The 14482-nt window shown below is 55.4% G+C and carries 11 protein-coding genes; all 11 read right to left on the bottom strand.

Going from position 1 to position 14482, the window contains the following annotated elements:
* Positions 1-90 precede the first annotated feature (90 nt).
* The 11 genes from purF to GL2_RS13495 all read right to left on the bottom strand — a co-directional run bounded on the left by purF (position 91) and on the right by GL2_RS13495 (position 14387).
* Complete coding sequence (gene purF, locus GL2_RS13545) at positions 91-1578, bottom strand: amidophosphoribosyltransferase (RefSeq protein WP_143731162.1); 1488 nt, start codon at positions 1576-1578, stop codon at positions 91-93.
* A gap of 42 nt (positions 1579-1620) precedes the next feature.
* Positions 1621-2115 (bottom strand): CvpA family protein, encoded by a 495-nt coding sequence (locus tag GL2_RS13540; protein WP_143731161.1) that lies wholly within the window; start codon positions 2113-2115, stop codon positions 1621-1623.
* Between the two features lie 243 nt (positions 2116-2358).
* The gene (locus GL2_RS13535) at positions 2359-3021 is read right to left on the bottom strand and encodes an SPOR domain-containing protein (protein WP_143731160.1); all 663 of its coding nucleotides are present in this window, start codon (positions 3019-3021) and stop codon (positions 2359-2361) included.
* Complete coding sequence (folC, locus tag GL2_RS13530) at positions 3002-4267, bottom strand: bifunctional tetrahydrofolate synthase/dihydrofolate synthase (RefSeq protein ID WP_143731159.1); 1266 nt, start codon at positions 4265-4267, stop codon at positions 3002-3004. The genes GL2_RS13535 and folC overlap by 20 nt, the downstream gene beginning before the upstream one ends.
* Before the next feature lie 80 nt (positions 4268-4347).
* On the bottom strand, positions 4348-5202 hold the full coding sequence (gene accD, locus GL2_RS13525) for an acetyl-CoA carboxylase, carboxyltransferase subunit beta (RefSeq protein ID WP_143731158.1): 855 nt from the start codon (positions 5200-5202) through the stop codon (positions 4348-4350).
* A gap of 160 nt (positions 5203-5362) precedes the next feature.
* Positions 5363-6172 carry a tryptophan synthase subunit alpha gene (gene trpA, locus GL2_RS13520; RefSeq protein ID WP_143731157.1) on the bottom strand — a complete coding sequence of 270 codons (810 nt, stop codon included), beginning with the start codon at positions 6170-6172 and terminating at the stop codon, positions 5363-5365.
* Positions 6173-6266: 94 nt separating this feature from the next.
* Positions 6267-7490 carry a tryptophan synthase subunit beta gene (trpB, locus tag GL2_RS13515; protein WP_143731156.1) on the bottom strand — a complete coding sequence of 408 codons (1224 nt, stop codon included), beginning with the start codon at positions 7488-7490 and terminating at the stop codon, positions 6267-6269.
* A gap of 576 nt (positions 7491-8066) precedes the next feature.
* On the bottom strand, positions 8067-8678 hold the full coding sequence (locus tag GL2_RS13510; protein ID WP_143731155.1) for a phosphoribosylanthranilate isomerase: 612 nt from the start codon (positions 8676-8678) through the stop codon (positions 8067-8069).
* A gap of 128 nt (positions 8679-8806) precedes the next feature.
* On the bottom strand, positions 8807-9700 hold the full coding sequence (gene truA / locus GL2_RS13505; protein WP_143731154.1) for a tRNA pseudouridine(38-40) synthase TruA: 894 nt from the start codon (positions 9698-9700) through the stop codon (positions 8807-8809).
* Positions 9701-9855: 155 nt separating this feature from the next.
* Complete coding sequence (locus tag GL2_RS13500; RefSeq protein ID WP_143731153.1) at positions 9856-13194, bottom strand: FimV/HubP family polar landmark protein; 3339 nt, start codon at positions 13192-13194, stop codon at positions 9856-9858.
* A 197-nt stretch (positions 13195-13391) separates the two neighbouring features.
* Positions 13392-14387, bottom strand: a complete 996-nt coding sequence (locus GL2_RS13495; RefSeq protein ID WP_143731152.1) for an Asd/ArgC dimerization domain-containing protein — start codon at positions 14385-14387, stop codon at positions 13392-13394.
* Positions 14388-14482 lie beyond the last annotated feature (95 nt).

Raw genomic sequence — 14482 nt, 5'->3', positions numbered from 1 at the left:
TGGTCAGTATTTACGGAAGCGGTAATCTTAACCGAAACAATCGTGCGTGGCGCCCTCTTCCGCCATGAAGAGAGCGCTGTCCCAGATTACCTACAGGGCGCTGGAACTGGTCTTCTTACGCTTGGCATCATCGTTGCGCGCAGCATGCTGGTTATTGAGGTACTCGTCATCCACGTCACCAGTTACATAGTTTCCATCGAATACGGAGCAATCGAAGTGCTCAATTTTCTGCTTGCCGCCACTGGAACTCACCACCAGGTCTTCCAGGTCCTGGTAAACCAGCCAATCTGCACCTATCTCCTCGCAGATCTCATCTGTGGTGCGATCGTGGGCCACCAACTCATTGGCTGATGGCATATCAATACCGTACACATTCGGATATTTCACCGCAGGCGCCGCACTGGCAAAATACACTTTCGCCGCACCGGCATCACGAGCCATCTGGATAATTTGCTTACAGGTAGTGCCGCGCACAATGGAGTCATCCACCAGCAGTACATTTTTGCCACGGAATTCCAACTCAATAGCGTTCAGCTTCTGGCGCACAGACTTCTTGCGTTGCTTCTGCCCCGGCATGATAAAGGTACGGCCGATATAGCGGTTCTTCACCATACCTTCACGGAATTTCACTCCCAGGCGATGAGCCACAGTCTGGCCGGCAGTACGGGCGGAATCAGGAATAGGAATCACCACGTCGATATCGTGATCCGGACGCAGGCGCAGAATTTTGTCTGCCAGGTGCTCACCCTGACGCAGGCGCGCTTTGTGTACAGATACGCCGTCCATAATGGAATCCGGGCGGGCGAAGTACACATGCTCGAAAATACAGGGGGTCAGTGACGGGTTTTCCGCACATTGCTCAGAGTGCACAGTGCCATCCAACTCAATATAAAGTGCTTCACCGGGGGCCACATCCCGCACCAGGGTATAACCCAGTACATCCAGGGCCACAGACTCAGAAGCCACCATATATTCGGTGCCCTTCTCGGTTTCACGTTTGCCATATACCAGCGGGCGAATTCCGTTGGGATCGCGGAAAGCGACGATACCGTAGCCAACAATCAAGGCCACACAGGCATAAGCTCCGCGTACACGTTTGTGTACGGCACGCATAGCGGTAAAGATATCTTCTGCCTTGGGCTGCAGCTTGTGCTGCTTGTGCAGCTCATGGGCAAACACATTCAACAATACTTCCGAGTCGGAATCAGTGTTGATATGACGCAGGTCCTGCTGGAAGATTTCGTCCATTACCTTGCGTACATTGGTGAGGTTGCCATTGTGAGCCATGGCGATGCCGTAAGGGGAGTTCACATAAAATGGCTGTGCCAGCGCGGGGCCGGAGCCTCCCGCAGTTGGGTAGCGCACATGGCCAATGCCAAAATTACCTTTCAGGCGCTCCATATGGCGTGCGCGGAACACATCGCGTACCAGACCATTGGCCCTTTGCTGGTTCAGGCGATCGTCGTCACAGGTTACGATGCCTGCGGCATCCTGCCCCCTGTGTTGCAATAGAGTGAGCCCATCATAGAGCTGCAGGTTGACATCACTCTTACCGACGATACCGACGATACCACACATATAATTGACCCTATTGATCGAAAAAGCGGCGCTAGCGCCCGATTAAAACAACTTTACGAAATAGTCCTTTACGGACTGTGCCAGCTCCCGTGCACTGCCCTCAAACTCGAGGAAATGGGGAATCAACACCGACTCACTCCACCAGCTATCCTGCTCCACCGGCACCAGCGCCGGCGCGAGGATCAGTAACGCCATCACCACAATGGCTCCCCGCGCCAAGCCAAACACCATACCCAGAACACGGTCGGTGCCGGATAACCCAGTGGCTTCGACGAAAGCGGAGAGCATCATATTCAGGGCGGCCCCGGCCAGGAGCGTACCGAAAAACAGGATGGCGAAGGCGGCGATCGCCTGGAGGGAAGGAGTATCGACGAGGTTGGAAAGCAGTGGCGCCAGCTGTTCGCGAAACATCATTGCAACAATAAAAGCGGCGATCCAGGTGAGCAGTGACAGGGTCTCGCGCACGAAACCTCGACTCAGGCCAATGAGTGTGGAAATACCCACAATAGCCAGGATGGTCCAGTCAGCCCAATTCATTCAACCCTACCTGCGTGGCGGCTGTTGCCGCGAAGTGCGCGCATTCTAACTTAAGGGACTAAGCGCGTGAAGCCATAGGCCAGTCGATTGGAATTTAATCCCCTGAGGGTATAAATCCTTAGGCGGTTGGCCATACCGCTATGGGTTTGCACCAAATAAAAGTGCAAAGGGTTCGGCTGCTTCCAGCGCCGCGGGCCATTCATAGAGCGACCGAAAGCGCTGAGAAATACAAGGGAGCAATAATCAGGCCTTGAAGCGCAGCACCAGGGTTTGCGCTTTCAGCAGGGTATCCAGCTCCGATTTCAGGGCCAGGGCTTCCGCTTTATCAACTTTCGGTCCAACAAAAACCCTTACATAGTGCCCTTTCTTGGTTTCCACTGCACGGGTATAGGCCCGGTATCCCTCATCCATCAAACGCATGCGCAGCTGCTCTGCGCGGGATGCGTCTCGGTAAGAGGCCACCTGCACAACCCAGGCCATAGGCAGACCCTTGGCATCTACCAGGGGGGAAGAGTCTTTTTGCGGGGCCTTGCGAGGCTGCACAGAAGCTGCGTTTTTGCCTTTGGCACTATCAGTCGATGCGACGGGCTCCTTGGTCCCAACTTCAGCCAGCGCCGTTTTGGGATTGGAAAACTGTTCAGGCACCTCCGGCTGGAAGGCCTCGGCAGGGACAGGGGCCGGCACCACATCGGCTACAGGTTCAGGTTTGGCAATCTCGATAGGGCGGATATCCGGCTCCGCGGGGATCTGGCTCACTTCACTGATATAGCCCGAGGACTCGCTGTCCAGCAGGCTGGGCAGGAAAATTACGGCGAGCGCAGCCAATACCAGCGCACCGACAATGCGCTGTTTGAAGCCATCGTTGAGCCGCCCCTTGCGGGGGGACTTATCCTCGCAATTCTCCATTACCTACATCTCGCATCTGCTGCAGAACTTCTGCCACAGTAAAGAAGGATCCAAATACAAGCAACCTGTCCTGTGAACCGAGAGTCGGCAGCAGCTGCCGCAAGCCATCGGCGACGCTTGGACAGCGTGCATCCACTTTCGTTACCTCGACACCGGCTTTGGTCAGACCTGTAATCAATGTCTCCGCATCCGCAGCACGGGTATTTCCCGGTAAAATGGCCGGGTGCCAATGATTCACCTGGGCAGCGAGCGGAGCAAACAGCCCCACCAGATCCTTATCCGCCATAACCGCAACCAGGGCATGGGTTTCCCCGGCGACCGGGTTGCGGTACAACCAGCGGGCCAAGTGCTCGGCAGCGGCGGGATTATGCCCTACATCCAGTATCAGGTTGCGGCCGCCCCATTGTACCTGCTGACAGCGACCCGGCAGGGTTATGTCAGCCAGAACACGCTCAACGCCCTTTTCCGGCAGAGCACCCAGTAGCGCCAGCGCAGTTATTGCCGCGGCAATACTGGAGCGCGGCAGGCTGATGGATGGCACCGTCAACTGAAGTTCGCCAAACTGGTACAACTCTTCACTCTCACTAAGCGTGAAATCCCGTCCAATAAAATAGCTCGAACTCGCCTGTTTTTCTGCCGCAGACAACACAGATTGCGTAGGCGTACTTTCGGCACAGACAAAAGGCGCTCCGGGACGCAGAATCCCAGCTTTTTCACGGCCAATTACTTCACGATCACTACCCAACCAATCCTCATGATCAATTGCCACACTGGTAATAATTGCCAGATCTGCATCCACTAAGTTGACCGCATCCAAGCGCCCTCCAAGGCCAACTTCCAAAAGGGCAAACTCAACCCCGGCACACTGGTATAACCACAACGCTGCCAGTGTCGAGAATTCAAAATAGGTCAGGCTGGTTTCGCCGCGCGCAGCCTCCACCACCTCAAAGGCACGAACCAGGTCCCCATCGGAGACCTCGTCACCGTTGATGCGTATCCGCTCATTGAAGCGCAGTAGATGCGGAGAGCTATAAGCGCCGACAGAGCGGCCGGCACTTCGCAAGAGCGCCTCCAGGGTTGCCACACAGGAACCCTTGCCATTGGTGCCCGCTACCGTAATCACTGTGGGGGCTGGTTTTTGTACTCCGAGAGTCGTGGCCACACTGGACACTCGCTCCAGGCCAAGCTCAATTTCAGTGGGATGCAGCTGCTCCAGACGGGAGAGCCAATCTTGCAATGAAGACATAGTTGAGTGCATCAATGGTAGGAGGTGGGCAGCCAGGTTTTTTACAACAGGCTGCCAAATGACCTCCGAGGAATGGGATATCAGTTACCGCTCAGTTTACCCAGAAGGCGCGATACTGTGGAGCGCATTTCCCTGCGCGGAATAATCATATCGATCGCGCCGTGCTCCAATAGGAATTCACTGCGCTGGAAGCCCTTGGGCAATTTCTGGCGGATGGTCTGCTCGATAATATTGGGGCCGGCAAAACCAGCACGGGCACCGGGCTCTGCCGCGTTGATATCACCGAGCAGGGCCAGGGATGCGGATACACCACCATACACCGGGTCGGTCATAATGGAGATGTAGGGCACACCTGCCATCTTCAATTTCTCCAGAACCGCTGAAGTTTTGGCCATCTGCATCAGGGAAATCAAGGCTTCCTGCATACGCGCTCCACCAGTTGCAGAGAAACATACCAGGGGAATCCGCTGCTCCAGGGCACGTTGGGCCGCGCGGGTAAAGCGTTCACCCACCACATAACCCATGGAACCACCATGGAAGGCAAATTCAAACGCTACCGCCACTAAGGGCTTACCTTTCAAGGTCCCCTGCATAGCCACCAGGGCATCTTTCTCGCCTGTGGATTTTTGCGCCTGCAGCAAGCGGTCTTTATATTTTTTGACATCCTTGAACTTAAGGCGATCCACCGGTAATACATCGGTGGCAAGCTCTTCACGCCCCTCTTCATCCAGGAAAATATCCAGGCGCCGGCGCGCACCAATACGTATATGGTGATCGCACTTGGGACACACATTCAAGTTGCGCTCCAGCTCCGGGCGGTAGAGCATGGCGTCACACTTGACACACTTCCTCCACACACCCTCTGGGACCTTGCTGCTGCCGGTGCGGCGCTCAGTGCGAATCACCGCGGGAACAATTTTTTCTAACCAGCTCATCTCGTTTCCAAATCCGGATGCTTTCAGTAGGCCGGCTCATTTTACCGACCGTTGAGTTTCAGGCTACGAATTAAAACACTAAGCAGAACATCAAACCCGGCCAGATCAGCCGCTATTTTTGGCTTTCTGGCCAGCTTCGCACCTGAGCACAAGACCAGTTTTACCGGTCCAGGGCCTTACGCATCTCACTGACGATCGACCCAACCCTCTCCTTAGCCGCCGCCAGGTCCGATGCCTCGCTCACAGCCGATACCAGCACACTGCCCACTACCGCGCCATCTCCATGGGCACTCACAGAGCGCGCAGAGGCTCCATCCTTGATACCGAAGCCCACACACAGGGGCAGATCAGTGAAGTGGCGAATATGCTCCAGGTTATTGCGCACTGAATCCAGATCCAGGTGGCCGGCGCCGGTCACTCCTTTAAGGGATACGTAGTAAACAAAACCACTGGCCAGGCCTGTTATCTCGCGAATCCGCTCCTCAGTGGTAGTGGGGGTCAGCAGAAAGATATTGCGCAGGTTGCGTTCCGCCAACAGGGTACTGAGGGAACCCGCCTCCTCAGCCGGCAAGTCCACCGTCAGGGCACCATCTACACCCGCTTCACTCGCGGCATCGGCGAACTCCCGCTCCCCCATACGCTGGATCGGATTGGCATAGCCCATCAGAATCACCGGGGTTTCCTCATCTGCCTGGCGGAACTCTTGCACAAGGGCGAGGCACTTGCGTAGAGAGGCACCATTGGCCAGGGCACGCTCATGCCCCTTCTGGATAACCGGCCCCTCTGCCATTGGGTCAGAAAATGGTACCCCTAACTCAATAACATCCGCTCCGCCAGCCACCAGCTGGTGCATTAACGGTACGGTATTTTCCAGGCCACCATCACCGGCAACAATATAAGTTACCAGAGCTTTACGGCCCTCACCGCGCAATCTGGCAAAGCGGCGATCAATTCTGTTTTGTTCTGTCACTGTGTGTTCCCTGAGCTACTTCTGGCCTGTCGCCAGCTCACTTGATCAGTATTTTGGTGCTGTGTGCCCGCTGCCATCGGCGAGTAACGACAAACTAAACTTCAATGCCGTCAATAGCGGCGACAGTGAAAATGTCCTTGTCACCGCGGCCGGAGAGATTCACAACGATATTCTGCTCTGGTTGCATACTGGCGGCCAGCTTCAATGCATAGGCAACCGCATGACTGGATTCCAGTGCAGGCAGAATGCCTTCAGTACGGGTGAGACGACGGAAGGCATCGAGCGCTTCCTTATCGTCAGCAGTAACATAGTCAACCCGGCCGACATCTTTAAGCCAGGCGTGCTCCGGGCCCACTCCCGGATAGTCGAGGCCCGCAGACACCGAATGGGTCTCGATAATCTGGCCGTCCTCATCTTCCATAAGGTAAGTTCGGTTGCCGTGTAACACACCGGGGATACCATCATTTAGCGGAGCAGCATGTTTGCCTGAAGCCAGGCCTTCGCCACCAGCCTCGACACCAAACATTTTCACATCGGCATCATTGAGGAAGGCGTGGAACAAACCAATGGCATTAGAGCCACCACCGACACAAGCTACCAGGGCATCAGGTAACTGACCAAACAGCTCCAGGCTCTGGCGACGCGCCTCGCGGCCAATAATCGAATTAAAATCACGCACCAACTGCGGATAGGGGTGGGGCCCAGCTACAGTGCCAATAATGTAGAAGGTGTTATCTACATTGGTAACCCAATCGCGCATCGCCTCATTCATGGCATCCTTCAGGGTCTTGGAGCCAGATTCCACAGGTACCACTTCGGCACCCAGCAGTTTCATACGGTAAACATTGGGAGATTGGCGCTTAACATCCTCAGCCCCCATGTAGACGGTACACTCCAATCCCAGGCGCGCGGCTACAGTCGCCGTGGCGACGCCGTGCTGGCCCGCGCCCGTCTCGGCAATCACACGAGTCTTACCACTGTGTTTGGCAAGCAGCGCTTGGCCAACAGTATTATTTACCTTGTGCGCACCGGTGTGATTAAGGTCTTCTCGCTTAAGCCAGATACGTGCTCCACCACCCTGCTCTGTCAGGCGTTCTGCAAGATACAGGGGGGATGGTCGTCCGACATAGTGCGCAAGATCGTAGTCAAAAGCAGCGACAAAATCCGGATCATCCTTCAGGCGGCTATACATTGCCTGCAGTTCATCCAGTGCGCTGATCAGCGTCTCCGATACAAAGCGACCGCCGTACGGACCGAAGTGCCCACTGGCATCCGGGAAGGTGGAAAAATCGATAGCACCTGGCTTACTCACACTCATACTCCGTCGATCACAAGGATTTCTTTTTGGCTATTTACCTAATGTTTAAATAGTTCGCCCTGAACCATTTAAACGTCACCTGAAAATACTGGCGCAGATGCATGGATCTGCTGGTATCTTCAGGTTCGCGCCGGCACAGCCGGCGAACGGCACGTCCTTGTGCCGTCTATTGTCTGAATTTAAATAGTTCGTCCTGCACTATTTAAATGTCACCTGAAAATACCGGCGCAGATGCATGGATCTGCTGGTATCTACAGGTTCGCGCCGGCCTAGCCGGCGAACGGCACATCCTTGTGCCGTCTGTTGTCTGAATTTAAATAGTTCGTCCTGAACCATTTAAACGTCACCTGAAAATACTGGCGCAGATGCATGGATCTGCTGGTATCTTCAGGTTCGCGCCGGCCTAGCCGGCGAACGGCACGTCCTTGTGCCGTCTATTGTCTGAATTTAAATAGTTCGTCCTGCACTATTTAAATATCACCTGAAAATACCGGCGCAGATGCATGGATCTGCTGGTACCTTCAGGTTCGCGCCGGCCTAGCCGGCAAGCAGCCCTTTTCATTTTCCGTAGTCAGGCTAGCCGCCCTTGGCTGCGCGAATAAAAGCCGTTACTTTTTTCGAATCTTTAAGGCCCGGTGCCTGCTCCACACCACCACTTACGTCCACACCATGGGGGCACGCAGCTTGGATAGCGCTGGCTACATTATCTGGAGTCAGCCCCCCTGCCAAAACAATGGGGCGATCGCTATTTTGTGGCACCCTGTCCCAATCAAAGGTCTCTCCGGTACCACCTGGCACTCCGGGGCGATAGGCATCCAGGAGGAAACCCCGCGACTTCGGATGCTCCGCCATTGCCGCAATCACATCCAGACCGTCTTTCATACGCAGGGCTTTGATATAAGGCCGCCGGAATTGCTCACAATAACGCGCGCCCTCCTCACCATGAAACTGTAGGAGGTTGAGAGGCACAAGCTCCAAAACCTGGTCAACTTCGCTCTGCGCAGCATCTACAAACAGGCCGGTTAGGGTAACAAATGGTGGAATCGCAGCGGCAATATCTACGGCTGCCCGCGGATCGATATAACGTGAACTCGCTTTGTAAAACACCAGACCCAGCGCATCTGCACCGACATCAACAGCCATAAGGGCATCTTCTATACGGGTGATGCCGCAAATCTTCACTTGCATCGCTTAACCTGAAACTAGCCGAGCGGCCAACAAAAATGAGGGAGCTCAAGATACTAGCAGATTGGTGCAGGGTGTGGAACGCGTGCCATCCTGCTAGGTACGAGTCACTTTAAACATAGAAGCTCCAGTCATGGCACAGGCAACCGGCCAAGAGGCTGAGATACCAATAGCGGCCCCGGTTCGCATTGGGGCAGCTGGAACTCCTGAGAGTATTGCACGTCTACCAAGTAGAGGCCGAATGGCGGTGCCGTAACGCCGCCGGCAGAGCGGTCGCGCTGGTCCAACACCTCCTTCACCCACCCCGGCGCACGCTCTGCACGCCCTACCGCCATCAGTACTCCAGTAATATTACGTACCATGTGGTGAAGAAAGGCGTTGGCACTTATCTCGAGCACGATCAACGCCCCAACACGGGCAATATCTAGACGGGTAATTTCCCGCACCGGGCTCTTGGCCTGACACTGGGAGGCGCGGAAGCTGGTGAAGTCGTGACGACCGAGCAAGTAGTTTGCACCTTCACGCATGGCATTGAGGTCCAGTGGATGCTGGGTCCAGGTTACTTCCGCAGCGCTGTGGGCAGAGCGAGTCGGCGCACTGTGAATCAAATACCGATAGCTGCGCGCATAGGCGGAGAAGCGCGCATGGAATTGGGCGGGCATCTCACGGGCCCAGTGTACCCGCACCACATCTGGAAGCTTGGTATTCACTCCCTGCACCCAGGCCCGCCCTGGACGCTGCGCGCGAGTATCAAAGTGAATTACCTGGTTAGTGGCGTGAACACCCGCATCGGTACGCCCGGCACAGACCAGCGTGACAGACTCAGCGGCAATAGTGGAAAGGGCCCGTTCCAGATGGGCCTGCACAGTTTCTGCCGCCGTCTTCTGTTTCTGGAATCCATGCAGTCGCGCTCCACAATATTCGACCCCTAGGGCAATGCGACGTAATCCCTCGGGCAGCTGTTTCCCTGGGGGGACCTCCCCGTTAGCCTTGTAGATATACTCGCGCTCTTTTACCTGCGTCATATCGGAAATACCACTTGTTACCCCACCCTCGATCCAGAGCGGCGGCAGAATCCAACAAATTCAGTGCCCCTGCCAGGCGCTTGGAAAGCTCCCTGGCCAAATAAAAAAACCTCGCAGCCAGTGCGAGGTTTTTTCAGGTGCGATGCAATGAAAATTTACACCATGCGCTCCAGCATTTCCTCGGCGCGATTCTTGTGCTCGCTGCCACCATCCTGGGCCACCTCCTTGAGGATATCTTTGGCACCCTCTTTGTCACCCATATCCAAGTAAGCCTGGGCCAGCTCCAGCTTGGTACCCATTTCGTCACCACCTTCGAGCAGGCTCAGCTCCGAGTTGAGGTCACTTTCCAAATTAAAATCAAGATCGGCAAACTCAGTTTCAGTACCCTGCTCTTTCTCAACCACCGCCTCAAGCTGCTCCGGCGCTTCCGCAACGCCTTCTTCACTGAGCCCCAAACCGGTTTCGAGACTAAGGTCACCATCGGTAGACTCGTCAATCAGGGCCAGCTCATCTTCAAGGGAGAACTCTTCCTCGATAGATTCCTCTCCCAGAGACAAGTCTTCACCATCGGCTTCAAGGGAGGCCATATCGAGCTCCAGGTCCGCCTCCAGAGATAGCTCGCCAGTACCAGACGGCTTGGCCTGCTCAGTCGGAGCTACCTCAGACTCCAGTGCCAGTTCATCGGCAGAGGAAAGATCACCTGTGATATCGTCGAGGCTGATGCTGTCGAGATCCAGCCCGGAATCCAGTTCTCCGCCAAGCATCTCCAGGTCATCGTCAGAAAACTCTTCGAGGGATAAGTCACCTTCGCTGCCAGTTTCCGAACTCTCCAGGTCAACGAGGTCCATATCAATAGACTCGAGACTTAGGTCCTGTCCTAAATTCTCAGCTGGCTCTTCAAGCGGGAACTCTGCCGCAGCCAATTTCGCCTCGGCCTCACCCTCCATCATGGACAGGTCCAGCTCAAAGTCCAGGCCACCAATGGAACCACCAGTCTTAGATTCAGCGGTTTCAGCAACCGCAGCTTCAACAGCTGCGCCTGCACTCTCAAACTCCAGGGAGTCCAGGTCCAACTCCCCCGTCGCCAACTGATTTTCGGCAGCGGTGGAGGTTTCATCCGCCCCAGTTTCACCAGACTCCAGGTTAAGGTCACCGAGGTCCAGCTCACCCAAATCGAGTTCATCAAGATTCAGATCGCTATCAGCCTGCGGCTCAACTTCGCCGGCTACAGCCAACTGCGTATCACTATCCAGTGCGCTATCGAGATCCAAGTCATCCAGGTTGAACTCCGTATCCAGGTCGGCAGCCTTACCTGCGCCTGGGACCGGTTCCTCGAAAGACGAGTCAAGGTCCAGATCCAGGGACAACTCCTGCCCGGCATCATCGCCAGCAGTACTTTCATCGTCCAGAGACAGGTCCATGGTGAGATCATCGAGTAGCGAGGTATCACTATCGAGGGCGTCACCCGGGATCACTGACGGTTCAGCACTGGTGAAATCCTGGTCCAAAGCTGCACCGATATCATCCAGTTGCGCAGCTTCCAGGGATTCGCTGGAGAAGTCCATGGATGGTGCTTCAAAGTCAGGTGCACCGGCAATAGTTTCTCGCAGGCGTGCGGCGCGGTCTGCAACAGGGCCATCACTGATACTAAGTAGCTGCAAGTAGTGCTCGTCAAACTTCTCCACATCCTGGTGATGGGCGTACACTTCCATCAGCATCAGGCGTGCATCCACCACCTGCGGATCTTTTTCCAGACCTTGCAGCAGTTTGCTCTCAGCCTCTTCATACTGTCCCAGGGACAGGTGAATTTCCGCCTCGGAAATAGGGTCGTCGGTACCCACATCACTCAGGTCGCCAAGATCGAAGGTGTCATCCGCCTCCATGCTCTCGACAGCAGCCAGGGTTTCGTCTGGCTCAGAGAATTCTTCGGGAATTTCAATTGGCGCCTGTTCGGCACTCATCTCTCGCTCAAGATGCTGCTCCGCCTCCTGCTCGGCCTTGCGGCGACGCCAGGTAAAGAAGCCAAATACACCAACCAACAGGCCAGCGGCACCTATACCAATGAGCTGCACATTATCACCGAGCTTCTCCATCAGGGTTGGCTCGGGCTTGGTCTGCACAGAGACCACGCGATTCCGCGCCTCAGGCTCCGCTGCTGCAGCTTCTACCCCTGGCTGCTCAACGCTATTGAGAGACTCCCCCTCATCAACCGCAAGTATTTCATCCGCTGCGGAATCAAGTTCTGCATCAATATCACTGGGATCAAGCAGTGGATCAGACTGCTCAGCTGCAGCCTGTACCGCTCGCATCTCTTCACTGGAAACCTCAACCAGGGTCTCCATGGTGTCGATCTGTTCGTCGAGTTCGGCGATACGCTCGCGCAACTCGGTATTCTCCAGCTGAGACTTGTCCAGCTCTTCCTCGGCAACTGTCAGGTCTCCTTCCAGTGCCTCGCTGTCCTCGGCGCCGCTACCAGAACCGGAAATAACAGATTCGTTATCACCCGGAGCAGCCAGGCTTACACGCCCTTCAACCACATCACTGGCGACCGTCTCTTCCTCCACTGCGCGCGCGTCCAGTGGCGCACCTGTTGCAGCTTCTCCCTCGCCACTGCGCTGGCGCCAGGAGCTATTCTGTTGGGCAACCTCTGAAATCGCCTCGGTGAGGCTCAGACTGCGCAGGTCATCAGCACTGGGAAGACGTAATACCGCACCCTTTTTCAGTAGGTTGATATTGTCGTTAATAAAGGCTTCAGGATTCAGGCGCTGGATTGCCAGCATGGTCTGCTGCACAGAGAACTCACGGCTAGCGCGGTTTTCCAATGCGATCTCCCACAGGGTATCAGCGGAGGAAACAGGGCCGTAAACCTGGCTGTTGCTACCGTTATCCTCAACGGAGGTGCGCTGGGGCTGACGCCGTACCGGTTCGGGCTGTTGTGCCGCCGGGGTTTCACGGGGCTGCTCAACTTCGGGCTGTACTGCTGGCTGCTGCGCTGGCTGGGCCGGGCGCTGAACCGGTCTCTGTACCGGGGCATCACGGCGCACCTGTTGACGTTCACGCTCTGCAGCTCGCACCGGTTGCTGAGTCGCATTTGGCGAGAACGCCGGCAGATCCATCAACAGGGTGTACTCGCGCAACAAGCGCCCACTGGGCCAGCGGGTTTCCACCAGAAAATTCAAGAAAGGTTCGCGTATCGGTTCGCGGCTGGTTACGCGAACAACCGGTTTGGCACCCGAGTAATCCACATCGAAGCGCAGCGAGGTCAGCAGGTAGGAACGCTCCACGCCTGCACGATCGAACTCATCCGGCCCTGCAAGGCGTACTTTGATCTCCGCATCGTCCAAACCGCGCGTTTGCAGTAATCCGATTTCCGCATTAAGCGGCTGATTAAGGGTGGAGTTGAGTTTGATCTCCCCCAGTCCGAGCGCCAGAGTCGCGTTGCTTCCCAGTGCACCGACTAGACCAACTGCAAGTGCCAGCTTACGCACACGCATATCCGATTCCCTTTATTGTTAGAATCTTCCCAGGGCTTCCGAAAAGCGCGCCTTCAGAAAATCCCCATTACTGAACGGTAATCGTTCGACTATTTGACTGCCGTGCAGGCAGCCGCCAACTGCGACGTATTTCTCGCCACTCTCAGCCGGACCAAAGTTAAGATTACACCTTCACTATGGCCGCTAAGTATTAAATATCAGTAGTTTTTTAGCAACAAGTGAACAATTTGTGCGCAGTTCATTGCAACGTCTTTACGCAGGTTGTCAGACACTGCACAAAAATTTAACTGACGCTTGTTGAGAAGACTTTGGCGCAAGCGACCGATGATTGTCACGTCGCTTCCAACAGCGTTTTCTGCCGAGGGTTGCTCCGCCAACTGCAGGCGCGCACCATTGCCCAGCAGGGCACGCGCATTTTCCAGGTCGATATCCCCTGACAACACAACACCCAGGTTGGCAAGTTGCCCGTGAAATACAGAAACCGTGTTAATACTCGCATCCACTGCCACGCCTTCACCCAACAGGCGGCGAAGATCGTGGATTAAAGTCAATTCGCCCATTGTATGGCCGCTGGCGAGCAGCCCTTCACTGGCACTTAACAGGTTGAAAGCCAGGCGGTGGCCAATTGCCGGATCAACTTCCGCGTCCTGGCCACTAAACATATGGGCCGTTTGTGCAGCCATGGAATCGATCGCAGCTTTTCCCAAGGCTGACACCGGCTGGCTCAGCTGCACTTCCACTGCCTGTAACTTATCTTTTAGGGGGGCCAACGCCTCTACCACCATGGCGGCACCAGCACTGGGCAGTGCAACTACGCGACGATCTGTATTGGCCAGCTCTGCGCTATTAAACATGGGGTGGATCAATACAGCAGTTTCATCACCACGGGTATTGGCGGCAGCATCTACCACCCAGGCATCATTTTGCTCTGCTGCGGCCATAGCAGCCTGAGCGGCCTGGTCAGCGCTCAGCAGGATAACCACCTGCTTGTCGTTGAAAACGAACTTCTCCAGGGACTGCACGGGGATACTGCGGTTGGCAAATACCTGCGGGTCTACTTCACGGTCCTCAGTCTCCAGCAAACTCAGCTGCTCGGCGGTAATAATTTCCCGCTCTTCCAGAATTTCCAGCAGAGGGGCAAAGGCGGCGTTATCGACACCGACAATGACCAGTTCGCGGGCGGTTTCGGACATGACTATTCACTTCGTTGAAATTGGAAAGGAAAAAATGAGGGGCGATTATACCTGCGGGGGGAAATCGAAAAAGCCGCTATGACAACCAGTAGCGG

It is taken from the genome of Microbulbifer sp. GL-2, assembly GCF_007183175.1.
Taxonomy (GTDB): domain Bacteria; phylum Pseudomonadota; class Gammaproteobacteria; order Pseudomonadales; family Cellvibrionaceae; genus Microbulbifer.
Note: the sequence above shows the minus strand (reverse complement) of the source record. Positions and strands in the feature narration are given on the sequence as shown.

What these genes read in the sequence shown, in the direction of transcription:
- purF (WP_143731162.1), bottom strand. Translation starts at nt 1,578, where the DNA reads ATGTGTGGTATCGTCGGTATCGTCGGTAAGAGTGATGTCAACCTGCAG.
- GL2_RS13535 (WP_143731160.1), bottom strand. Translation starts at nt 3,021, where the DNA reads ATGGAGAATTGCGAGGATAAGTCCCCCCGCAAGGGGCGGCTCAACGAT.
- GL2_RS13495 (WP_143731152.1), bottom strand. Translation starts at nt 14,387, where the DNA reads ATGTCCGAAACCGCCCGCGAACTGGTCATTGTCGGTGTCGATAACGCC.
- trpB (WP_143731156.1), bottom strand. Translation starts at nt 7,490, where the DNA reads ATGAGTGTGAGTAAGCCAGGTGCTATCGATTTTTCCACCTTCCCGGAT.
- truA (WP_143731154.1), bottom strand. Translation starts at nt 9,700, where the DNA reads ATGACGCAGGTAAAAGAGCGCGAGTATATCTACAAGGCTAACGGGGAG.
- GL2_RS13500 (WP_143731153.1), bottom strand. Translation starts at nt 13,194, where the DNA reads ATGCGTGTGCGTAAGCTGGCACTTGCAGTTGGTCTAGTCGGTGCACTG.
- GL2_RS13540 (WP_143731161.1), bottom strand. Translation starts at nt 2,115, where the DNA reads ATGAATTGGGCTGACTGGACCATCCTGGCTATTGTGGGTATTTCCACA.
- accD (WP_143731158.1), bottom strand. Translation starts at nt 5,202, where the DNA reads ATGAGCTGGTTAGAAAAAATTGTTCCCGCGGTGATTCGCACTGAGCGC.
- GL2_RS13510 (WP_143731155.1), bottom strand. Translation starts at nt 8,678, where the DNA reads ATGCAAGTGAAGATTTGCGGCATCACCCGTATAGAAGATGCCCTTATG.
- folC (WP_143731159.1), bottom strand. Translation starts at nt 4,267, where the DNA reads ATGTCTTCATTGCAAGATTGGCTCTCCCGTCTGGAGCAGCTGCATCCC.